This window comes from Mesorhizobium sp. LNJC394B00 (assembly GCF_000502555.1).
GTDB lineage: Bacteria > Pseudomonadota > Alphaproteobacteria > Rhizobiales > Rhizobiaceae > Mesorhizobium.
In genome coordinates, this window is sequence record NZ_AYWH01000013.1 from 74848 (window position 1) to 96117 (window position 21270).

The 21270-nt window shown below is 58.9% G+C and carries 29 protein-coding genes and 1 tRNA gene; 12 read left to right on the plus strand and 18 right to left on the minus strand.

Annotation, left to right across the window (positions count from 1 at the left end; genetic code table 11):
- Positions 1 to 44: 44 nt before the first annotated feature.
- The 4 genes from X751_RS137190 to X751_RS02290 all read left to right on the plus strand — a co-directional run bounded on the left by X751_RS137190 (position 45) and on the right by X751_RS02290 (position 4218).
- Positions 45 to 332 carry a DUF2160 domain-containing protein gene (locus X751_RS137190; RefSeq protein WP_023693410.1) on the plus strand — a complete coding sequence of 96 codons (288 nt, stop codon included), beginning with the start codon at positions 45 to 47 and terminating at the stop codon, positions 330 to 332.
- 77 nt (positions 333 to 409) lie between these two features.
- Positions 410 to 2137, plus strand: a complete 1728-nt coding sequence (locus X751_RS137185; RefSeq protein ID WP_023670978.1) for an ABC transporter substrate-binding protein — start codon at positions 410 to 412, stop codon at positions 2135 to 2137.
- Between the two features lie 89 nt (positions 2138 to 2226).
- A complete protein-coding gene (gene glpK / locus X751_RS137180; RefSeq protein ID WP_023746167.1) occupies positions 2227 to 3720 on the plus strand; it encodes a glycerol kinase GlpK in 1494 nt (497 codons plus the stop codon).
- Between the two features lie 6 nt (positions 3721 to 3726).
- On the plus strand, positions 3727 to 4218 hold the full coding sequence (locus X751_RS02290; RefSeq protein ID WP_023746168.1) for a DUF6882 domain-containing protein: 492 nt from the start codon (positions 3727 to 3729) through the stop codon (positions 4216 to 4218).
- A gap of 90 nt (positions 4219 to 4308) precedes the next feature.
- Here X751_RS02290 and X751_RS137175 read toward each other — a convergent pair whose 3' ends face one another.
- Complete coding sequence (locus X751_RS137175) at positions 4309 to 4800, minus strand: BA14K family protein (protein WP_023734331.1); 492 nt, start codon at positions 4798 to 4800, stop codon at positions 4309 to 4311.
- A 322-nt stretch (positions 4801 to 5122) separates the two neighbouring features.
- On the opposite strand from X751_RS137175, the gene X751_RS137170 reads away from it, so the two are divergent.
- Positions 5123 to 5198 (plus strand) — tRNA-Lys (locus X751_RS137170).
- Positions 5199 to 5296: 98 nt separating this feature from the next.
- The gene (locus X751_RS137165) at positions 5297 to 5569 is read left to right on the plus strand and encodes a hypothetical protein (protein WP_023746170.1); all 273 of its coding nucleotides are present in this window, start codon (positions 5297 to 5299) and stop codon (positions 5567 to 5569) included.
- A gap of 49 nt (positions 5570 to 5618) precedes the next feature.
- Here X751_RS137165 and X751_RS137160 read toward each other — a convergent pair whose 3' ends face one another.
- The 3 genes from X751_RS137160 to X751_RS0134415 form a co-directional block, all read right to left on the minus strand.
- Entirely contained in the window at positions 5619 to 6026 is a 408-nt protein-coding gene (locus X751_RS137160; protein ID WP_023746171.1) for a hypothetical protein, read from the minus strand.
- A 702-nt stretch (positions 6027 to 6728) separates the two neighbouring features.
- Positions 6729 to 6926, minus strand: a complete 198-nt coding sequence (locus tag X751_RS137150) for a hypothetical protein (RefSeq protein WP_023746173.1) — start codon at positions 6924 to 6926, stop codon at positions 6729 to 6731.
- Complete coding sequence (locus X751_RS0134415) at positions 6923 to 7507, minus strand: hypothetical protein (RefSeq protein WP_050592413.1); 585 nt, start codon at positions 7505 to 7507, stop codon at positions 6923 to 6925. Before X751_RS0134415 ends, X751_RS137150 begins: the two co-directional genes overlap by 4 nt.
- 821 nt (positions 7508 to 8328) lie before the next feature.
- On the opposite strand from X751_RS0134415, the gene X751_RS1000000167245 reads away from it, so the two are divergent.
- Both X751_RS1000000167245 and X751_RS01000000164385 read left to right on the plus strand, forming a co-directional pair.
- Complete coding sequence (locus X751_RS1000000167245) at positions 8329 to 8601, plus strand: hypothetical protein (RefSeq protein WP_156936415.1); 273 nt, start codon at positions 8329 to 8331, stop codon at positions 8599 to 8601.
- A 100-nt stretch (positions 8602 to 8701) separates the two neighbouring features.
- Positions 8702 to 8908 (plus strand): hypothetical protein, encoded by a 207-nt coding sequence (locus X751_RS01000000164385; RefSeq protein WP_348524587.1) that lies wholly within the window; start codon positions 8702 to 8704, stop codon positions 8906 to 8908.
- Between the two features lie 571 nt (positions 8909 to 9479).
- Here the strand turns inward: X751_RS01000000164385 and X751_RS137135 are convergent.
- Positions 9480 to 9830 (minus strand): hypothetical protein, encoded by a 351-nt coding sequence (locus tag X751_RS137135; protein ID WP_023746178.1) that lies wholly within the window; start codon positions 9828 to 9830, stop codon positions 9480 to 9482.
- A 479-nt stretch (positions 9831 to 10309) separates the two neighbouring features.
- Between X751_RS137135 and X751_RS137130 the strand changes: the two genes are divergently transcribed.
- Positions 10310 to 10843: a J domain-containing protein gene (locus X751_RS137130; protein ID WP_023746179.1), complete on the plus strand. Its 534-nt coding sequence runs from the start codon at positions 10310 to 10312 to the stop codon at positions 10841 to 10843.
- A gap of 107 nt (positions 10844 to 10950) precedes the next feature.
- Here X751_RS137130 and X751_RS137125 read toward each other — a convergent pair whose 3' ends face one another.
- Positions 10951 to 11163 carry a hypothetical protein gene (locus X751_RS137125; protein ID WP_023746180.1) on the minus strand — a complete coding sequence of 71 codons (213 nt, stop codon included), beginning with the start codon at positions 11161 to 11163 and terminating at the stop codon, positions 10951 to 10953.
- 80 nt (positions 11164 to 11243) lie between these two features.
- On the opposite strand from X751_RS137125, the gene X751_RS137120 reads away from it, so the two are divergent.
- Positions 11244 to 11474, plus strand: a complete 231-nt coding sequence (locus tag X751_RS137120) for a hypothetical protein (RefSeq protein WP_032893282.1) — start codon at positions 11244 to 11246, stop codon at positions 11472 to 11474.
- 1409 nt (positions 11475 to 12883) lie between these two features.
- Here the strand turns inward: X751_RS137120 and X751_RS1000000167250 are convergent.
- The 9 genes from X751_RS1000000167250 to X751_RS137085 form a co-directional block, all read right to left on the minus strand.
- Positions 12884 to 14203: a hypothetical protein gene (locus X751_RS1000000167250; RefSeq protein WP_156936416.1), complete on the minus strand. Its 1320-nt coding sequence runs from the start codon at positions 14201 to 14203 to the stop codon at positions 12884 to 12886.
- Positions 14200 to 14325 (minus strand): hypothetical protein, encoded by a 126-nt coding sequence (locus X751_RS1000000168530; protein ID WP_280806728.1) that lies wholly within the window; start codon positions 14323 to 14325, stop codon positions 14200 to 14202. The genes X751_RS1000000167250 and X751_RS1000000168530 overlap by 4 nt, the downstream gene beginning before the upstream one ends.
- A 15-nt stretch (positions 14326 to 14340) precedes the next feature.
- Positions 14341 to 16032, minus strand: coding sequence for a hypothetical protein (locus tag X751_RS137110; RefSeq protein ID WP_156936417.1), 1692 nt, complete (start codon positions 16030 to 16032; stop codon positions 14341 to 14343).
- Positions 16033 to 16034: 2 nt separating this feature from the next.
- A complete protein-coding gene (locus X751_RS137105) occupies positions 16035 to 16427 on the minus strand; it encodes an HK97 family phage prohead protease (protein ID WP_050592414.1) in 393 nt (130 codons plus the stop codon).
- Between the two features lie 248 nt (positions 16428 to 16675).
- A complete protein-coding gene (locus X751_RS137100) occupies positions 16676 to 17032 on the minus strand; it encodes a P27 family phage terminase small subunit (RefSeq protein WP_023746187.1) in 357 nt (118 codons plus the stop codon).
- A 107-nt stretch (positions 17033 to 17139) separates the two neighbouring features.
- On the minus strand, positions 17140 to 17292 hold the full coding sequence (locus X751_RS1000000167255) for a hypothetical protein (protein WP_023746188.1): 153 nt from the start codon (positions 17290 to 17292) through the stop codon (positions 17140 to 17142).
- 2 nt (positions 17293 to 17294) lie between these two features.
- Positions 17295 to 17732, minus strand: a complete 438-nt coding sequence (locus X751_RS137095) for a hypothetical protein (protein WP_023746189.1) — start codon at positions 17730 to 17732, stop codon at positions 17295 to 17297.
- The gene (locus X751_RS137090; protein WP_023746190.1) at positions 17729 to 18289 is read right to left on the minus strand and encodes a hypothetical protein; all 561 of its coding nucleotides are present in this window, start codon (positions 18287 to 18289) and stop codon (positions 17729 to 17731) included. The genes X751_RS137095 and X751_RS137090 overlap by 4 nt, the downstream gene beginning before the upstream one ends.
- A 4-nt stretch (positions 18290 to 18293) precedes the next feature.
- Positions 18294 to 18665 (minus strand): hypothetical protein, encoded by a 372-nt coding sequence (locus X751_RS137085; protein ID WP_156936418.1) that lies wholly within the window; start codon positions 18663 to 18665, stop codon positions 18294 to 18296.
- Between X751_RS137085 and X751_RS137080 the strand changes: the two genes are divergently transcribed.
- Both X751_RS137080 and X751_RS02185 read left to right on the plus strand, forming a co-directional pair.
- Complete coding sequence (locus X751_RS137080) at positions 18652 to 18993, plus strand: hypothetical protein (protein WP_023746192.1); 342 nt, start codon at positions 18652 to 18654, stop codon at positions 18991 to 18993. The two genes, X751_RS137085 and X751_RS137080, sit on opposite strands and share 14 nt — an antisense overlap.
- A gap of 66 nt (positions 18994 to 19059) precedes the next feature.
- Positions 19060 to 19263 carry a hypothetical protein gene (locus X751_RS02185; RefSeq protein ID WP_023746193.1) on the plus strand — a complete coding sequence of 68 codons (204 nt, stop codon included), beginning with the start codon at positions 19060 to 19062 and terminating at the stop codon, positions 19261 to 19263.
- 471 nt (positions 19264 to 19734) lie between these two features.
- Here the strand turns inward: X751_RS02185 and X751_RS137075 are convergent, their stop codons facing one another.
- From X751_RS137075 to X751_RS137065, 3 genes are all read right to left on the minus strand, one after another.
- Positions 19735 to 20235, minus strand: a complete 501-nt coding sequence (locus tag X751_RS137075; RefSeq protein WP_031247348.1) for a hypothetical protein — start codon at positions 20233 to 20235, stop codon at positions 19735 to 19737.
- A gap of 366 nt (positions 20236 to 20601) precedes the next feature.
- The gene (locus tag X751_RS137070) at positions 20602 to 20796 is read right to left on the minus strand and encodes a hypothetical protein (protein WP_031247352.1); all 195 of its coding nucleotides are present in this window, start codon (positions 20794 to 20796) and stop codon (positions 20602 to 20604) included.
- A complete protein-coding gene (locus X751_RS137065) occupies positions 20793 to 20987 on the minus strand; it encodes a hypothetical protein (protein WP_023746196.1) in 195 nt (64 codons plus the stop codon). The genes X751_RS137070 and X751_RS137065 overlap by 4 nt, the downstream gene beginning before the upstream one ends.
- Between the last annotated feature and the right edge of the window lie 283 nt (positions 20988 to 21270).

Genomic DNA, 21270 nt, shown 5'->3' on the forward strand with positions numbered 1-21270 from the left:
CTCACCACCACCGCCAAGGGCTTTGCCCTGGGGAGGGTGTCACCATGAATCTCGACCTCACCTGGATGGCGTGGACGTGGCCGACGGCGGCGTTCTTCGGCACCATTCTTCTGCTGCTGTGCGGCATGGCGTTTTGGGAATTTGCCTCGCCGGGCGGCAATCCGCGCGTCGGCGTCCTGCGCTTCGAGACGACGCGCGGCGACCGTCTTTTTCTGTCGCTGCTTGGCAGCGCCTTTATCCATCTCGCTTGGCTGGGTCTTGTCGGATCCAACCTGTGGTGGGCTCTCGCTCTCTCCGTGGTCTACGCCGTCGGCGTGTTCCGCTACGTATAGAGGGGGAAACTGTTGGATCGACCGCGTGCCGGCGGCCGTTCCAGATCGCACTTGAAACCTAAATGTGGAGGAAACCTATGCGACGGCAATTTTTAACATCAACAACTGCCCTTGTCCTGTTGCTCGGGGTAGGCAACGCCTACGCCGGAATGGATGAGGCCAAGGCGTTTCTGGACAAGGAAATCGGCCCGCTGTCGACGCTCGACCGCGCCGGCCAGGAAGCAGAAATGCAGTGGTTCATCGATGCCGCGAAGCCTTTCGCCGGCATGGACATCAAGGTCGTGTCCGAAACCATCGCCACCCACCAGTATGAATCGCAGGTGCTGGCGCCGGCCTTTACCGCCATCACTGGCATCAAGATCACGCATGACGTCATCCAGGAAGGCGACGTCGTCGAGAAGATCCAGACCCAGATGCAGACCGGCCAGAACCTCTATGACGGCTGGGTCAACGATTCCGACCTGATCGGCACCCACTGGCGCTACCAGCAGGTCCGCAACCTGACCGACTGGATGGCGGGCGAGGGCAAGGACGTTACCAATCCGAACCTCGACCTGAAGGATTTTATCGGCACCTCCTTCACCACCGCGCCGGACAAGAAGCTCTATCAGCTGCCCGACCAGCAGTTCGCCAACCTCTACTGGTTCCGTTACGACTGGTTCAACGACGAGAAGAACAAGGCCGACTTCAAGGCGAAATACGGCTACGACCTCGGCGTTCCCGTCAACTGGTCGGCCTATGAGGACATCGCCGAGTTCTTCACCGGCCGCGAGATCGACGGCAAGAAGGTCTATGGCCACATGGACTACGGCAAGAAGGACCCGTCGCTCGGCTGGCGCTTCACCGATGCCTGGCTGTCGATGGCCGGCAACGGCGACAAGGGCCTGCCGAACGGCCTGCCGGTCGACGAATGGGGCATCAAGGTCAACGAGAAATCACAGCCGGTCGGCTCCTGCACGGCGCGCGGCGGCGACACCAACGGCCCGGCTGCCGTCTACTCGATCCAGAAATACCTCGACTGGCTGAAGGCCTACGCTCCGGCCGAAGCCCAAGGCATGACCTTCTCCGAATCCGGCCCGGTGCCGGCACAGGGTGCGGTCGCGCAGCAGATATTCTGGTACACCGCCTTCACCGCTTCGATGGTCGACGCCGGCGCCAAGGCGGTGCTGAACGACGACGGTACGCCGAAGTGGCGCATGGCCCCGTCGCCGCATGGCGTCTACTGGAAGGACGGCATGAAGCTCGGCTATCAGGACGTGGGTTCCTGGACGCTGATGAAGTCGACGCCGACTGACCGGGCCAAGGCCGCCTGGCTCTACGCGCAGTTCGTGACCTCGAAGACGGTCGACGTGAAGAAGAGCCATGTCGGCTTGACCTTCATCCGCGAAAGCACGATCCACGACAAGAGCTTCACCGAACGTGCGCCGAAGCTCGGTGGTCTGATCGAGTTCTACCGCTCGCCGGCCCGCGTTCAGTGGTCGCCGACCGGCACCAACGTGCCCGATTATCCGAAGCTGGCACAGCTCTGGTGGCAGGCGATCGGCGATGCCTCGTCCGGCGCCAAGACGGCGCAGGAAGCCATGGACTCGCTCTGCGCCGAGCAGGAAAAAGTCATGACCCGCATCGAGAAGTCGGGCGTCCAGGGCGATATCGGCCCGAAGATGGCCGAAGAGCATGACCTCGCCTACTGGAACGCCGACGCGGTCAAGAACGGCAATCTCGCGCCTCAGCTGAAGATCGAGAACGAGAAGGAAAAGCCGATCACCATCAACTACGACGAACTGGTGAAGAGCTGGCAGAAGTAATCTTGGCGTACGCGCCAGGATCATAGTGAACGGGGAGGCGGCATCTTGCCGTCTCCCCTGTTTGTATAGGCGAGCTACCGGGAGGACTAATGACCGGATACATCCTTGCAATCGACCAGGGTACGACATCGACCAGGGCGATCCTGTTCGACGGCGCGATGAAGGTCGCCGGCAGCAAGCAGCAGGAATTCACGCAGCATTATCCTGCCTCCGGCTGGGTGGAGCATGATCCGGAAGAGATCTGGGCAAGCGTCGTCGCGACGGTCAAAGGCGCGCTGAAGGCCGCCGGCCGCGAGGCCTCGGATGTGGCGGCGATCGGCATCACCAACCAGCGCGAAACCGTCGTCATCTGGGACAAGGCGACCGGCAAGCCGATCCACAATGCCATCGTCTGGCAGGACCGCCGCACCGCGCCGCTGTGCCAGAAGCTGAAAAAACACGGCCTGGAGAAAAAGTTCACCAAAAAGACCGGCCTGCTGCTCGATCCCTATTTCTCCGGCACCAAGATCGCCTGGATGCTGGACAAGGTGAACGGTGCGAGAAAGCGCGCCGAAAAGGGCGAACTGCTCGCCGGCACTATCGACAGTTTTTTGATCTGGCGGCTGACCGGCGGCAAGGTGCATGCGACGGATGCCACCAACGCCTCGCGCACGCTGGTCTATAACATCGAGAAAAATGTCTGGGACGACGAGCTGCTCTCCATCCTGCGCATCCCGGTGGCGATGCTGCCTGAGGTCAAGGATTGCGCCGACGACTACGGCGTGACGGAAAAAAGCCTGTTTGGCGCCGAAATCAAAATCCTTGGCGTGGCCGGCGATCAGCACGCAGCGACCATCGGCCAGGCCTGTTTCGAGCCAGGCATGATGAAATCGACCTATGGCACCGGCTGCTTTGCGCTGCTCAACACCGGCGCCGATCTGGTGCGCTCGAAGAACCGGCTGTTGACCACCATCGCCTATCGGCTGAACGGCAAGACCACCTATGCCTTGGAAGGCTCGATCTTCATCGCCGGTGCCGCCGTGCAATGGCTGCGCGACGGCATCAAGGTGATCGGCAAGGCCGAGCATAGCGGCGTTTTGGCTGCAACCGCCGACCCCACGCAGAACGTCTATCTGGTGCCGGCTTTCGTCGGTCTCGGCGCGCCGCATTGGGACGCCGAAGCGCGTGGCGCGATCTTCGGGCTGACGCGCAACTCAGGCCCGGCGGAGTTTGCCCGCGCGGCGCTTGAATCCGTCGCCTACCAGACGCGCGATCTCCTCGACGCCATGCGCAAGGACTGGAAGGGGGCGTCGGCCAAAACCGTGCTTCGCGTCGACGGCGGCATGGTGGCCTCCGACTGGACCATGCAGCGGCTGGCCGATATCCTCGATGCGCCGGTCGATCGCCCGACCATTCTGGAGACGACGGCGCTGGGTGCGGCGTGGCTTGCCGGCTCGAAAGCAGGCGTGTGGCCGAAGGCGAAGGATTTTGCCAAGAGCTGGGCGCTCGAGCGCCGCTTCAAGCCGGACATGGATGCCACGGTGCGTTCGGCAAAACTGGCCGGCTGGCGCGATGCGGTGCGCCGGACGCTGAGCGTACGGTAGTAAATCGTGGCGGGGGAAGGGGATGAATCCACACTGGTATGTCGCCTGGCGCGACGAGGCTGTCGAACAATTGGATGCAAAGAATGCACGCTTGCAGCAGGCGTTCCGATCGGCAGTTGGCCTCGCTATGACTATGATCTGACAGAAGGAAAGCTTCTGTTCTCGGACAACGGCATCACCAAGGTCGTCGCCGAAATCCAAATCGCCGGATCGACGAGTGCCAAGGCCAGCAACTGGCTCTGGGCTTGGGCAAATTCAAACCTGCCTGGCGAACTGCTTGCCGACGCAAAGCTGGTTCGGTCATTCGGACAGGAGCATTCCATTGATGAGCTGGCTCAATCCTATGCGATAGATTTGAACAACGACCTGGAAGTGCTCGGCTGGAAGACGACCGCAGTTGCGGTTCGAATCTGCAACGGCCTCGGCCCATACCGTTCTCCGCGTGGTGAAGGCGGAGCCCTGTATCTGATCTTCAAGAGCGTCAATTGGGCCAGCTAATCCGCCGCGCCCGTACCCAAGCAACCTACGGAAAAGCCCGCGCCGTTGCCGGCGCGGGCTTTTCTACACAACACTTGGTACCAACTCAGCTCAATAGGGCGAATTGCACTGCCGACGCGGGCCGTAATTGGGCTGGAATGTGTTGTCCGAAGCGCGGTACGACCGATAGCGGTCGTAGCACCACTGCACATGGGCATCGCCGCGGTTGTTCTCGCTGTTGACGATCGCGCCGGTGATCAGGGCGCCGGTGGCGAAGGCAGCCAGCGGGAACCAGTAGTCGCCGTGACGGCGATAGCCGCGGTGATATTCGCGATAGCCGCGATGGCCATTCCAATAGCTGCCGCCATCATTGTTGCGCGAGAACTGGCGGCCTACGCGGAAATCGCGATTGCCGGAATTGCGGTTGCCATGGCGCATCCACCGCCAGTTGTCATGACGAGAATCGCCCACATTCACGATGTCGGACGAAGTTGCTGATGACTGGGGCACGAACATCTGGGCGGCATTGGCCGGCATAGCGGCGGCCGCGGCAAACGAAATTGACAGGGTGGTCGCCAGTAGACCCGTTGCGATCTTGTTCATGATCTTCTCCTTGAAGGGTGGTTGACGTCCCTTGTGAGACGAAAACGGCCCGCTCGTGCGATGGTTCCCACCAAAACAGTAAGTTGCTGATTTGTAATGTTTCTCGAATTTGGCGCGTGAGAAAAGGCGCGTTTGGCGCGCCAACAGATCGAAGCGGCGACCACGTTGCGGGCGCGGCTCACCGGGCTGGTGACGACGCAATTTGCGGCGCGTCTGGCGATGGCTGAAACCCCGTTCGAACGGCCATCTTTTTCCGGTTGACCGGTCGCGGCACTCTCCCTATGTTCCGCGCAATTTCGAGGGCGGCCTTTAGAGCCCGCGGGAGCGCGTAGCTCAGCCGGTAGAGCAACTGACTTTTAATCAGTAGGTCTCGGGTTCGAACCCCGACGCGCTCACCAAATAAATCAACAACTTAGAAGTCATTTGAAGCCTTGCCGGGACAGGGCAGGGTGGCCAGGCTAACGTACGGCTAACAAAAGCATGATGGGGGATAGACATGATTGATTGGGAGCAGATTCGCAAACACCGCCACGTAAAAGAGCAATCGCCATCTGAATGGCCACAGGGCGTTCAGGCTATTAGCAGCAGCGGCCTCACCCTCTTGGGCATCCATGAAAAGAGCGGCGAATTATATTGGGATGGCCAGCAGGTTGTCACAGCGAGGCGACTTGCCAACTTTGAACGAGCTATGGCGTTGGCCGTCACCATCGCAACAGTCATTATGGCTGTGATCGAAGTCGGCCGCGCTGCAGGCTTTATTACGCATTGAAAAAGCCCGCCACCGTGAGGCAGCGGGCAATTCCCAACGGTTGGGTTTTTCAGTTGTGTTCTGGCTGCTCCGGCGAGTCGCCCGCGTCCTGTTCGCCATCGAAGAATGTGACATCCGCCTTCGCGCCACGTAGCGCCACATCCTGGTCCATTCCGATCGACCAGCCCAGCGAGGGCTCGTGCTCGTCGCCGCCTTCCTCCAGTTCAGCGTCATCGGCCTCCCTGTCGGTGTTGTCCGTGCCCCCGCGGGGACCGGAAGCTGTCCAGCCGAGCGTCAATTCATCGTCGGCCGTTTCCTCCAGATCGACATCCGCTTCCATCAGATCCAAGGCGGTGATCAGCGACAAGGCGCGGTCCAACAGATCGTTCAGGCGCTTCTCGACGGACTGGCGCCAGACGCGCGGGTCTGTTCCCTTCGGCATGGCGTAGGGCTTCAGCATCCTGACATGAGCGGTCATGACGCTTCGCCTCTTTCGAAGTGGAGCATGACAACGATGCAATCGCCATTGCTGCCGGGCAAGATTGTGCAGGGATGGTCGTTCAGGTCTGTCATTGCGTGGCTGAGCGCCTCAGCGGCTCGCCAAACGGCATCCGCCTTCTGCTGTAGCGTCAGCGCCGCTACGGCAACCGGAAGCGCTGTTGCGCCTGCTATGACCGGAAGCGATGCCAGTCCGACGAGCAAATGCCGCCGGTCGATGGTTGTTGCCTGTGATGTCATGTTGAAAAGTCCCCACGGTTCTAACCGGCTTCTCACAGCCGGGCTCTGGAGGCGCCAACTTGGCGTGACCAGAAACAATCGGTGACGGACCGAAAGCCGGGGGGTGAGAAACCGCCGTGAGACGGCTCGAACGCTTTTAAGGTTTCCCTCTGGACAGCACGCTCGACCCCGGCCATATTCAGCCGGTTGGAGCCGCGCCGCCAAGCGCGTCCATTGAGGTCGGCAATTAGCCCACCTCGTTCATCCGAGCCCCCCGCCAAGGGAGCGAGACCCCGCCAAGGGTCAATCGGAGATATCACGGTCCGGGTTCTCACACCCACGGACACAGTTTGCTGATTTGCCCCTTTCGTCAAGCACTCCCTCCGGGGAGACGGCTTGCGTTTGCACCCCTCACGCGACGAAAGGGCCGGCGGACAAAAGCCGCCGGCTGCTGCTCTTCTTATCAGTGATGAGTTTTACGGTATCGCCGTCGGACTTCGGCTAAGACGAATTCGGGGGATGCTCTGAGCGGAACCGCCTCGCGGTCGTGCTGTTCCTCGATCGGCTCAGGCTCACGATCGGTGTCACCGTCCATCTCGTCGAGCACCGCAATGAGATGCTCGATCGTGGCTTCAATGCGGTCGCGGAAGAATGTGCTCAATGGACGCTCCCCCACTGAACGGAGAGAGTGCCGCCGAGTTCGTGGATGGCGCGCACGATGCAGTTGTAATTCGCGGTCCCACGCTTTCCTCGCCAACGTTTGTCCTTGAAATAGCGCTTGGCCTTGGCGAACTCATCGAGGTCAGCCATCGAGATGTTCTGCCGCCAACACTCCTCGCGCAGTGTGTCCAACAGGCCGATGCCGGTCGTCTCGTAAGGCTTACGCGGTCGTGAAAGCTTTTGCTGCGAACCACGGTCGAAAATAGCACGCGATTCCATCTCGGGAAACGCTTCGTACAGCACCTTAGTGGTAGCCGTGCGATACAGCTTGCGGAACAGCGTGTCTCTCTTAGCTGTCCATGTGCTGCTCTTGGTGATTCCGATGCTCACGCACCGGCTCTTGATCGCGCAGCTACTGCGGTGGGGAAGCGCTCTTGATATAGCGGCATAGTCGGGATAACCGTCCCGGCAAATGCCGTCTTCAGCGTCTGTCCAAAGCTTGTAGCCCCGGCATGTCACTCCCTGCTTTTGGATCCTTCTTCTGGTTTTTTCCCCGATCGTTTGATGGTGGGCAACGAACATCAGGCACTCTCCTCTTCATGTGATTGAAAAAATCTTTGGAGGCTTGAGCTTCTTCATGTCACCCGACGTTTCGTCGCCGTCGAACCGGGAAATAGTGGGTAGGACAAATCTGTCGCGATATGGGGTAGAGAAAACTGTGCCCGTGAATCCCGCTGTTATCCCCTGCCCATGAACATTATCCCCCTCTACATCGCCGCAATCGCCCTCCTGATGCTCGCCAGCGCGGTCTGGTGCTACCGGCAGCGGGACATGTCTTACGCGGGGGAGCGGCCAGCTGGTCGAGCGTCCAGCCTATTTTGGTAAATGCGCAAGAGTACGTCGCGAGCAGTCTCGGCGCGTTCTCGCGTGCAGCCCATAAGTATTCTTCCGCCCAAGGTTGCGGGCTCGTCGGTAACGTCATCCCATACCATCCAAGCGCCGGCCGGATCGAGAATGCAACTAAATCTACCTGGGCTTTCTTCCATCGAACCCGTCCCCAATGGGTGGGAGCGTTTCATTATTTTAGCAATCACGCAAGTAATGACCGGCGCGACACCACTACGTCGTTTGGTCAAAGTTAATTGCAGTGCAGAGGAAGGCCTAGCGTACCAGTTGAATGGCATTTTATTAAAATGCCCTTCAAATCAGTATTTGCGGAGTGAGAGGCTAATGCCTCTTCGGCGCACTGTGCCATGGTAGGCTGCTGTTGCTTTGGAAGTTACGTACCGCCAAAGGCTTTGAACCTAGCGCCAATCTGCCCCGGCGATGCGCCGCGTGAATGCCCGCTCGACTCCAGCAACAGCCTCATCCTTCGTTTCGACTGTTCCGCGCGCGCCGCCGTCATGGCAGGTCCAGAACCAAGTGCCTACGGCTGGGCCGTGCATCCTCTTCATGATGCGGCCGACCTTTTCCTGCTGGAACGCTGCGGCGAAATCGAAGGGCGCCGTCTGCCCTCCTATGACGGTTCGCGACCACGCCAGCCAAACGCGAGCACCCAGGCCGAGCACGAACTTGAACGCCTCGTCCTGTTTCTCGAACGTCTGGAGGATCGTGCTTCCGTCGACGACCTGAAAGCCGCGTTGATAGGCGAAGCGGACTGTAAGGCGATCGGCTGACATTGAGCCGATATAGGCCGGCGCCCGCCAATCGGCCAAGGGCTGCGGCGTATATTAGCAACATCTTGACTAAAAGGCTGCCCGCTCCAGAATCTCGAGCATGGCTCGGGGAATAGGCATCGGTGACGAGGTGGCGATAACGGCCACAGTGCGCAGGCGGGTCGACGAGGACCACGTCAGCGTCAGCATACCCAGCTACAACTTCCCGCATTCGATCGTCGATCGCACGACGAAAGTGAAGCGCGCGGCCAGCACATCGAGCTTGTCGGCAACGTCACCTATGTCGACGAGGAAGGCGGCAAGGTGACAATTATCCTAGGACCGCCGGTCACGGTCGACATCACTAAGGTCAGGCTGGTGCAGGCCTATGTGAACCCGAAGGGCAAGAAGCAGCTGCGCGACATGGTCGACTAGCTGCCCTGGAACTGCCGAGACAGGTAGTCTCTACCCTAATCCATCCCAACTTGGCGCCTCGTCACCTTGAGCGACTCAAGCTGCATCAACGAGGTCGAAGAAAGATGGCCGATCACCGGCCCGGTACCGTCCTCACGTTGGGAGAAGAAGTCTTTCGACCACGGAAGCCAGAGGGTGCGAGATAGTATGAAGCAGGTTGCTTGGGGAAGCCCAGCAGCCATCATTTCGCTATGATTGCATATATGAAGATCGAAGGGTTTTTCCCTCGGCGCATATCTGGACGTGCCGTAGGTAATTTCTACCCAGCCGCGAAGGCCGTCCTTTGTCACCCTGAGAGCCCGAACTAAGCCGGGCCGGGGCTTGGGAGCTGGTTTAGACGGCAGCTCGTCAACTGGGAAGTGGCACCACACTATGTCTAGTGGGCGCGGAAGCGTGGCAACGCCATACAACTCCCGCCCCAAGTGTCACCACGCCGGCCCGTCAATTAGGTCAAATTCCTCGCGCGAGGCCTCGTCCTCCGATATCTTTTTAAGGGCTTTGAAGTTGGCCTCATTGATATCGTCGCTATAGTCAGCGGCAGGCGGCTCCTTGCGCCACTTGCTGCCATTTCCGTCCGCTGGATGGGACGGCTGAGGTATCCGAGACATAACCTCTTCCTTCCGTAAAAACTTGAGCATCAAAGCTCCGCAAGCGATTGCCACCCTTTTTGAGCAGCCTGTCCAAGCCGATATATAGGTCGGCATTAAGGCACTGGGAGCCTTAATTATGTGTTCCGGGATGGACAATTGGTTCGTCAGCCTAACGACTTCCAGCATGTGAAAGTTCCGGCGAAACCCCTCCGCCAACGCGCTACAAGTCGCATAAGTGACACCAGATGGCAATTAACCTTTTGGTATAGGCTTGGTTTTGTGGCATTTGCGCACCACCGGCCTGCATGTAGTGTTGGCGTTCGTGGCCGCTAGGTCTGTGAAATTAACTTCACACGGGCCACCAAGCGAAGAGAGCCCCGCCAGACGCATGACGTAACGTCAAGAATCGGATATCGCTTGTGTTGCGGCGGACCTGATTACCGTCCGGCCGGCGCTGATCAGGCAATCTCCCACTGCGGCGCCGGCCATTTTCATTGCACCCCGCGCGGGAGCCGCCTTGGCTGACGTCCATTAGCTTCCGCTCATCTTGACCCCGGGCGCAATGTATTGTCCGTATATGAACTCGACGAGTGAGGGCACTGCATCGCCAGGTAGGCGGTCGGCCCCCGCGCGGCTGTCGAGCGATGTTTGAGGGGAGCAGCGCATTGTTCGTCGATTACTACGAACTCTTGGAGATCAGCCCAAACGCCAACTCGGAGACACTTGAGCGAATATTCCGCTACTTTGCGATGCGCTATCATCCCGACAATCAGCAAACTGGAAACGAAGCCCGCTTCAGCGAAATAGTAGAAGCACACAACGTCTTGAGGGATCCCGTTAAGCGCGCCCAGTACGATATCTCCTATCGAGAGCATGCCGGCGAGCGGCTTAAATTGGTCGAGGAGGCAAGCGACCCCAAAGGGGTCGAGAAGGACGCTTTGGTCCAGGCCAAACTGCTTTCGCTGCTCTATGTGAAGCGCCGCCAGGATGTCGGCAATCCGGGCATTGGCGACGTCGAACTCGAACGGTTGTTAGGCTGTCCACCAGAGCATCTGGATTTTCATCTCTGGTACATGAAGGCAAAGGGGTGGATTGCAAGAATTGAGAACGGGACAATCGCGATCACGGTTGAAGGCGTCGATCGCGCCGATTCCGAACTGCGTCGCGATACCAGCACTCGGCTCCTGAGTAGAGACTAGAAAGCGTCACACGGGTCGAGAAGGACGCCGTAACGGTCAGCCTGGGTGGCCCGGTGGTGGGTCGCGCCTGATGTTGTGCGGCTGGTGAAGGTCTAGCTTTCCCGACCTTACCGCCCTAACGGCTGCTTCGAAAGCGATAGAAGTTCGGCCTCATCTTTTATCCCGGCCATGTAGTTGGCAATGATCCGAGAAGCCAACCGGCCCTGCCCATCAGGTGATTGGTCGTCGACCAGTTTAAGCTGCTCGAAAACGCGCCCTAGCAAGGCCAATTCGGCAGGCTTAAAAATCCCGGCATCCACGGCTTTTCGTCTGATGGGCATGACTAGTGTTCTTCCCTCACAGTCTCAAGCCGCCAACCTGAAATCGGTTCCGGAACATTTTAGCTAAAGTGAATGTTTCAATGGTTATGAAGAGCGAAGCCGCTGAATGCCGGGCAGCGTTGACGCTCATCCGGCGCACAATCGAGGACCACTGCCCGCCCGGCGTGCTGCCCAGCGAGGAAGCTGTGAACGGTCTCTATGGGCCGGGGCTCATGGATGAGGCGGAAGCGCTGGCTGCTGCCATCGTCGCAACAATCGACCAGATGCAACTGCGCGTGATGGTGAAACCACCGTCCCCAAGTATCAAATAGAGACCGACACAGGGAAGTTCGCATCGGCGCGACGGTGGGCTCGCACCGACCGGGCAGGTGATGCGAGCCCGGCCGAGTCTTGCGGACCTCGACCAGCAGCGATCACCCACTCGCTGCCGTTATATCAACAAGCCCCCAAATTTCAGGTTCCGCTAATGTACAAAAAAGCCCACCAACCGCTGAGGTAGTGGGCAGTTTTGGGAGACACTGATATGGGAACAGTGCGACCGCCCGAAGTGTTTCGAGGCGACGATGTTCCAGGGGGATTCACAGATTCGCGCTTTTGATGTTCAGCGAAGGGCGGCAAGTTGCTCGCTTCGGGGGAGCTTCCAATCCTAGACGAGAAGACTGATCGCCAGCGAAAGCGACGGCATCTGCCTCATTTTCGAATGCTCGGGAATACGTTTCACCGTTCCTGCCTATGATGCGAACAACCCACTCGCCCAACGAATGGCCGATCTCTAGGAAGAGGGAAGACGAAGAAGGCGGCCGGTACGTGACGCTCGGGAGGCTTGTCCCGCCAAAATCGGCTTCATCATCGGAGGAATGAACTTCACGCATGCACTGACTCCCGAGACCGCGAGTCAATTAGCGCGTGCTTAATTAGTTCCGGCGCGTTTTAACGAATCGTTGACCGCGCTGTCCCAGAATAGGACGGCGCGGTCAAACCCCAACCTTGGCTGCGCAGGCGGCTCTGNACGAATCGTTGACCGCGCTGTCCCAGAATAGGACGGCGCGGTCAAACCCCAACCTTGGCTGCGCAGGCGGCTCTGGCATCGAGTTCCACCCCGAACTGTCGGAGCCGCCACCCACATCCCACAATTTACCAGCAATGGTTGAATCAACCGTTACTGCACGTGCTTTCCATTGCGCTCCCCTGATCGTTAGACTTTGGCGGAACAAACAGGGGATTCACAGATTCGGCGCTTCGATCTAGACTCGACCGATGGAAACGATCTTTGACGATCTCTCCCAAGCCCTGAGAGAGCCCCGCCAGGACGTGTGGCGCCCCGTCAGCGCCTTCGCCCTCGATCTTGCCGCCAAGCTTGTCCTTGGCCTGGCTGTCGGCCTAGGCGTTGGCTTTGGAATGGCGATCGCGGGCTAGCCAGCCCCGATCAGGTAAAACAATGCGCTAAGAACCGCAGCGACTGATGCCCCGGCTATGAGCATGAGGCGGCGGTGCTGTTTGCGCCGATTGGCAGGCTTCTTCCCGTCCGCAGCGGCGTATGCGCTGTAAATTCGCCGCCCGTCCTCACCGTACCTATCGCTGTTCGGGTAAGCCTTCTTTGGCTTGGATCTCGGTCGAAGTATTTTCATGGCCTTGTCCGGATCGTGAACAACACCGGACAGTTTAGCGGCTTCTGATGTAGGGACTCAACCGTGGAATGGACGCATTTGGCGCTCGCCGGTTAGCTCAAAGTCACCTTGGGATCGATGTAGAAGGTCGATGAGGCTTTGGCGGCTTTGACCCGGCAAAATATCCAACCAACCTGTTGAGCCGTGAACGACGCATCCAGCTTGAACTTGGTCGTTGATCCGCCCCAGGTGCCCGAGCCTGCCGCCTGACCAGCCGCTGCTGCCAGCAGATCCGCCTTCCCGTCATTGACAAATGACGCCATCGGGAAAGATGCATCGCCGAGATATTCAACCTCTAGCCAGATGTCATCGTTGTTCGGAACCGCGCCGCCGCCCCAGATACCCTGAACGGCAGCGTTGACAGACGATCCGGTGGTCGTGTTCCAGATCGCAATCGGAATGCTCTCATATGGGAAGTGTTCCGAGCAATTCGCGGTCGTGACGATCTTGTGAGAGATGGGGGTAGCACCATCACTCGCCCCACCTGAAAGGACGACGGTCGTTTCCTCGGTCTCGGTCCCTTCGTAGCGAATGCGGCCATGTTTGTAGTTGGTGCCGCCGGAGTCGATACGAAGATAGTCAACGCCGCCCTGGCCCTTCGCCGTTGGCGTGGCGCCTATCGTGACCGATGCGCCTGTCTTGCAATCGGTCAAGAGCGCCTGGACGGCGATCTGACCCGAACTGTTGCCAACGATCGTGTTGCCTGATCCAAGCGCGCTGAAATCGACGCCACGGCAGTCGATCTTTGCACCGCGCGCGCTGGTGAAGAGGAATAGGGTCGTCGGAATCGTTGCTCCGGTGATGGCGGAAGGCGTGTTCGTCCAGAGGACATCGGCATTGATGACGGCACCCTGACCCACATTGGTGAACCGCATCGTGGTATTGTAAAGCTCGATGCCGGTTCCGCCTGATGAAGTGTTCCCGAGGTCGATCTTTGAACTTGAGCTAGACCCTCCGAGTCGGAGAGCGCAATTGCGGAATTTGATCGCGCCATCGACAGCGCCAGCGACAATTACGTGCCCTGTTGTTGTGGTGCCGGTGAAGGTCATCCCATCGTAGACGGCCGGCCCACCGGCAAACGACAGATTGGAACTCCCAGTGCAGGTCACAGTTCCCGTTGTGCGTATGTCGGCCGACACCGGAGGGACAGACCCACTGTGATTTACGCATATCGCCTTGACGGGCGACGCCGCCGTGCCGGGAGAAGTCAGCGTTATTGATGAGCCTTGCAATTCGGCATGATCTTCCGAGACGTAGATGGTGTCACCGGCGGCCGAGGCGGTCAGCGCCGCCGCAAGCGTCAGATAGGCATTGGCCCAATCGGCACCAGTCGCGGCGCCAGCGGCTCCAGAACGTACATAACGAAGGGTCATGACAACATTGCTCCAGGTGGCAGCATGCCGGCCACGATCGCCCATGCCTCAGCAATCTGCTTGGGATCCAGGGGCGGCTTTTCGTCCTTTTCCTGGACGGGTTTATTGCGTTTGGTGCTCATGCCGAAGGCTTCCTTTCAGCGCTCGAAAAAGGCGATTGAATAGGGTTCGCAGACGCTACGGGCGATCTCTCGAACGGAGGCGGTGACATCGACCACGGCGCCCTGCACCATGTCGTCAATGACGCCCTCGAATCCGATTTCTGACTCGTCCAGGAAGTCCACCAGGGGTCTTTCCGTGCCATCATCCGACGTGTTGAATAGGGTGCGGTAGGGCTTGGCTATGAACTGGCTCGTTGCTACGGCCAGGTTCGATTGCCCGTCATAGACCACCTTGGGAACGGTGACTGAAGTCTTGGAAACCGAAGTTGTCAGGCCAGTGTCGAGGTCGGTGAAATTGTAGGAGGTGCTTTCCTGGTAGAAGAAAACGCCGTCCAGGCGGTGCATTTCCGGCTCGGCAAAACTGCTGGTGATCTGGTAGGGAACAGCCTTCGTCCAGACCGTTGCACCGGTCGCGCCATCAACCCGAATCGCTTGCGCATCGTCGGTGAAAACAATCACGTCGCCGTCATGCCAGACCAGATAGACTAGATCGGTCGAAAAGCTGGCAAACTCGGTCGTTGTAGCCAGCGCGCCCATCGACGTAACAATCGATTTGACGAGCTTGTCGTCAGCGCAAATCCACAGGTCGGCATCATTGGTGCGGACAGTGCCGAAGGTCAAACAATTGACTTGGCTGTAGCCCTCCCAACCTACTTCGTTAAAGGTCGGGATGACCTTGCCTTGCGTGATCCGATGGATGAAATGGATGCCCAGGCCGCTTGAATCACCCACGAAGATCGACGCCGATCCGAACGTACAAAGTGCGGAGGCAGCGGTAAACTGAGCCCCGGTACCGGCGGTATCTTCAGCTACAACGGCGCCGGTTTCGGCGTCGATGAGGATGGCGTATAGCGCCGGGTACCCGCCGGTACGTTTGGCAAGCGCAAAAAGACAATGCAATCCCGGAATATATCGAAGGCTTCCGCTTTCAATAAAAGCGTATGTGAATGAGAGAAATGTGATCTTAACAGCGAAAATCTCACGCAAACCACTGATGTGGAAACGGCGGATATAGAGGTCATCATCTACTGCGTAGAATGTCCCCGTTAGCCAATCAACGACAGGAACGGTGATGATGGGTGTTGAGAGCAAGACGGTGAAATCAGCCTTGGCCGCGACCGATGCCGCCTGAATCCATTCAGCCTCGAAAACAGGCGGTGCGCCTAGACCGACAATATCGAAATCAGTCACCACGATATCGAGGTAACCGCGATGCGCGGAAACGTTGGTCGCCCCTTCTTCGGCCACCATGGTGGGATCGCGGAGTTGGGTCGAACGGCCGTCGTATGCCTTGAACTTTAGCCCGCTCTGACGATAGCCCGTCGTTGCGTCATAGATCAGCTTGCCATTGGCGTAGAACTTGCGCAACGTCCAGGTCGAATCCGGAACCAGGGGTCTGGCAAAGCGAAGCCGGGCCGACATCTTGGCCGTGGTCGTGGTGATGGTGTCCCAGTATTCCTGATGGGTCGAAGTCACCGTGAGGATCGGCGGAACCCAGATGTAGGCAGCCGGCAGCCGACACTTCCCCCAGACCACAGGTATGGTCTGTCCATAGGCGGATGTTGGAAGCGTGGTCTGAACATTAGGTACATCGGCGACGATCGGCGTTGCCGTGTCCCCGAAATGCCAGTGCCCTATAGGTCTAGCATTTATGCTGCCAATGCCCATGGTCAGACGCTCCCAATGCAGAATTCAGTGATGCGGGCCGTGGGATCGCCGGGCTCATGAACGATCGAGATTTCGCCGACATGGTAGACCTGTGGACACAGTGAGATGCCGCCTTCGATCTCCTTGCGCAGCCCTATTTTGCGACCGAGTGACAGGCCGATAACGCCGGCCTCGATCTTCTCGATTGCCATTGCGGCCTCGACTCGACCGACCACAAACAGGCCAGTTTCATCCGCAGTGATTTTCAACCATTGGCCGACAGGCTCGCCGTCGTGCTCCATGAGCATTTTGGGAGAAATGCCGCGCTGGAGAAGACTGTCGAACGCGCCGGCCGCAATCACGTGTTGATCGTTGACCACGACTCCGAATGTTGCGGCATAGCCGGCGATCATCATTTGCAGGCCGCCTCTAACTCGCGTTGCAATTCAAGAGCCTGCTGAAACGACAGTTCAAACAGGTTATGGGTTTGCTCCGGCATCACCCAGTCTGGGTCGCAGCCAAGCGCATCGTACCGAGCTGGTAGCGGCGACATTTCCCAAGGAAACAGACCCAACGCGCGGTGCAGTTCTAGATAATCGCGCGCCTGTAAGCCTCGATCGAGGCGGGCGTGATCCGCAACGGCTTACCCTTCGCCCTGCGACGTTTAACCGGCATCGAAAACACCCCTCCGGTTAGAGCGCAAGCCCGGCGGCCGAGTGCGGCTTGGCGGCACTTCAACATCAAGATCCAGTTCCCTGACCAACCTTGCGAACCCCGTCCGAGCGTCTTTCTCGATGCCTACCGCTGGGTGAGCACGGACGTTTTTGCGATCGTCAACGGTCGTGATTCCTTCCTTGTCGATCACGGCTCGGGCCTGCTGCGAACGGTCCCACGCTTCGGCCGCAAGCTGCAGCAGCCGAAGATGGTGCCCCTCCAATTCGAAATCGGTGACGACTCTACGCCACCAGGCCTTGGCCTCGTCGCTCAGGTGTCCAGGTGGGTTTGGTCCGCGTCTTTTCATGGCTCATTCATTGGTGTGGAGAAACGGGGGCACCGTTCGGCAAAATAGTGCTGGGGAACCGGTCGCATGGATGCTTCTATGCAGCTTTTGAGATCTCCCCCCCGGCATCAGTGCAGCACTGGCTCGCGGGCTTTGACCCAGCGGTCGACTTCAAAGATGATCAGGTCCATCTCGTTGTCCGAAAGCTTGCGGCAGATCTCGTTCTCCACCCGAAGCATCACCCGGACCATTAGCGTCTTGGTGGCGTCGGACACGACCATGATCAAGGCTTCGCAGGTCGTCTGCCGGCCGGCACCCGCACGCGCGCTTTCGACATGATCTTCGCAGTCGATAGCGCGCGGGCTTCAACGAGGCTAAGGCGCTCCTCTAGCTCATAGCGCTTGAGATACTGGCCGCTTCCTCGCGCTGCCATCTCTCCAAGCAGGTATCCAACTGCGGTTTTGAGAGCGATGATTGGATTGCTCGCCTCTTCGTCTATCTTCCTGAGCAGGTCTTCCAGAGACTGCGACGCCTGCTCGCGATTCACCTTCGTTGCCTGGTCTGGTGTGAGGCGCTCGCCGCGCTGATGTCGGCCGATCAAGGCGCGAGCTTCCATCCTGCGCATTTCTTCCTGCGGGACATAACGAGTCGCGTCTGGTGCATTGATCGAGGTCATGGCGCCGTCGAACGCGTGAATGGCTTTGCTCGATGGTGCGTTCATTTGCTTGCCTCCTGCCGAGTCCATACAGGTGCGGGCGCCAGCGCGGCGTGTCTGACGAGGTTGCGAGCCGTATAGATCGAGCTGTTGATGATGTTTCCGCAAACTGAAGGAAGCCGGCGAGGCAACTTCACACCGGCGGCAACAGAGGCGGCATGGAGAGCGCTTCCCAGTCCGAGAAGGGTTTCGAGTTCACCCAGTTTGTCGGACACCGCATCGGAAAATCTGTCCAGTGCCGAGGCTAGGAAGGCATGCGTATCTTGGTCGTAGCGCTCACGAAGTGACGAACGCTTTTCTGCTGCGTCTTTCTCGGCTTTGAAGAGCGGCTCCAGGGTCAAGCCGATCTCTTCCACCTCACGCAGGGTGATCACAGGCGGTTGGCCTGGCACCTGGGCGTGGAGTTGGCGCGTGGCTTCGATGTGTCGGGCCTGACCTGCCTCTCTCTGGGAGACGGCATGCTGCCAGGCTGCATCAGCTTCTGAAATGGCTGCTGGCTTAGCTGGAATCTTCAGAATACTAGCGAAGTCGGTCTCAGATGTTTTTGGCGTTCTGGCGAGCATGCTGTCACTCCTTGTCGATTGGGACTCTACGCCCGGAAGCAACGGCTGATGATAACGCGTCAGCGGCTATTCGAATGATCACTCTGCCGATCCGCTTTCGATTGCGGCTACCTGCCTCGTCTACTGCGCCCGCCTCCAGCATCAGGTTGATCAGCGGGAAATCGACTTGGATAGGCAAAATGATGCCGCCCAACTCCTTGCGTTCCTTGTGGCGGGCTTGGCGCTCACGACCGAGCTTTCGGCGTCTTTCAAGACGATCGCCTGACGTACCGCTCATGGGCACGCCCCGATGGCTGTCGGAACCAAAGTCCTTGAGCAAAGTTTCCCCACCGAAGGGCGATTTAGGTTTTGGAGAACTCGAAATGAAGACCATCATTCTGGGCGCATTGGCCCTTTGCTTGGCTGCGCCTGCGGTCGCGTCCGCAGAAGAAGGCATCGTCGTCCAGACCCAGCGACATCACCACCGCCATTATTGGGACGACAACAATAACGACCGTGTGGTCATCTATCGGAACGGACACCGTCTCCATCGCCGCCATCATGGCGAGCAGGCGTTTTACGACAATGGCGAGCGCGCCTGGCGCCGGCATCATCACCGGTCCAGCGACTTTGTGGTCACCGGATCGATCAACCGTCCGATGCATCACCGCCGTCACGTCGTCATTCAGCAGGACGACAACAGCGATTATGACTCCGACTATTGATCGCGGTCTAACGGCCCGGCCTCTCGACTTCGACTGGAGCCGGGCATCGGAGGGAGGGGTTTCGCCATGACGATGCTGTTTCAACCCTTGGACTCGGACGGTCACAAGCGCAGCGAGCTTTACCATGCGGCGCGTCTGGCGATGCTCCAGTGTCGTGTGCTGATGCGCTTTGACAGGGTCGAAGACGCAGCGGACAAGGTCCAGGCAGCGGCCGAGCTGTTCGCTGAGGCGGCTCGACCTGCCGGAAGCACTCAAACGCTCGGTATGTGAGCGCCAAGTCGGGCAGCGGAACCGGCAGGCGGCAACGCGCGTTGCCGTTGCATGGTCGACTATCTCAAATCGGTACTGAAGGAACTGTGTCCTGCCTGGCTCATGCGGAAGGCGGTCGATGCGGACGTTCGCCCTGTTGAGCAGCAGCCACCCATAAGCGATCTGATAGGTGCGGCGCCGCCGATGCGATATCGTGGGCCGGTGCGTTCCGAACCTCCCGACCACAGGCTTCCCGAGTCCCGGCTGTAGCGCCGCTACGTTGGCCTTGATGGGAAGAGCGCCGACATCCGGCCCTGGCGCCTCTTCTCTCCAAAGCCCCTTGCGACGCTTGGTGACGGTCTCGGCTTTCGCGATTTGCGATGATGAAAAAGTTTTAGTTTTTGTTTTTCGTATCTGTTTAGTTTCAGTCTCCGTTTCAGTCTCCGTATTAGTCTCTGTATATCGATAGGCGTCCGATACCCTATCCATAGGCTATCCGCCTCTCTGCATGAGACGGGTGCCGAGAAGGCGACTCGTGATATTGGTCACGCTTGGCGCCGCTGCCTGTTCGGCTTCCTCGGCCTCCAGCGCGGCCTTGCCGAGCGAGGTGCCGGCGAATTCGGCATGCACCTTCTCTTGGAGCCGGCCAGATTCGATCTTGGCAATCTGGCTCATGATGCCTTTGCCAAACTTCCAACTGCCCTTGGCGTGATGCTTGAACCACCGCTCGATGTAGATTTCGTCGGTGTCGGCATCGAGATCGACCAGGCTGCCATCCAGCAACTTGCCTCTGTACAGCAGGAACTTCTCTGCGGGCCAGATGAGATCGGCGGCCGCATATGCCGGCTTGATCTGCGAACAGCCGCAGGAATTTTGGTGCTGCCCGTGAAGCACATAGTTGAAGAGGGCTCGCCCGCTGTCATCGAGGGCGAGGTAACGCTTTGAACTGTGCAGCTTCGGAGAAACCAGAGTGAAGGGGCGTTCGTTGCTCATGAAGCACCCCTTTGGCTCAACGACCGGCGGTGGGTTCGGCGATGGCAGCGTCGACATAGAAATATGACGGCTAGTTTCTTCGAATATGCGTCTGGATCCGTCTCAATCGGATGGTGTGCGTCGGAGCGCGGGTTGCCGCATTTCTTGCAAGGTTTGCGCACCAGGCGGCCGGTCTTGACCGCGTGTTGCACAGCGGAATGCGCGCGAACCGCAGCCGGATTGCGCAACTTCCATGCAGCTTGGGCCGTGACTTTCCCGTTGCCTTTCCGCGGTGTTTTGGTAGTGTCGAAAGTCTCAGATGTTGCTGCCAAGCCACTTGAGATTTCGAGGCCGGTTGGCGCGTCGTGCGCCGCCGGCTTCTCGCTGTTAAGAGACCGAAGCATTGGCGCCGCCTCCCAACTTGGCAAGGCGCAGCACCTCAAGCGCCTGAATAGGCGTCAGCCCAAATCGTTCGCGTAGGCCGGGGATGATGCCGCTGGTCAACTCGTGTCGGTGTGCGGCGTACCAGGCAGCGGCGATCACCACCGCTTCGGAATTTGCGTGACAAAGGCCGGTCATCATGCGGCCTCCCCATTTGCCAGGGGGCGCGATGCAGTCCACAGTTCGATCTCGTCGGAGGTCCAGACGCGCGTGTTGGCGCCGAAGTAACGGCCCGGCGGGAATCCTTCTTCCTTTATCCAGTCCAGCAGAGTCGGCCAATTACCGACGATGCCGCGCGCCTTAAGGTCTTTGAAGCGGAGAAACGTTGTCATCAGGTGCCTCTTGGTTAAGTGAGAGGCACCCCAAATACGCCCGCCTTAGCGGACTTTCACGCTACGAAAATGCGGCAATTATTTCCCGGCGCCGAAAAATCTCGCGCCTTTTCCTACCTTGAAAAGCTTCTGCACAGCCTGATAGCTTTTCTTGATAGCGTCCTCATCCCCGGCCGCGTCGGTTTTGGCCAAGACCTCCGACGCTTTTGGGTAGTGTGCTGAGAGTTCTGCAAATTCGCTGAGAGGGGGCGGTCATGGCAGGCTGGTGATTGTTCACGTCACC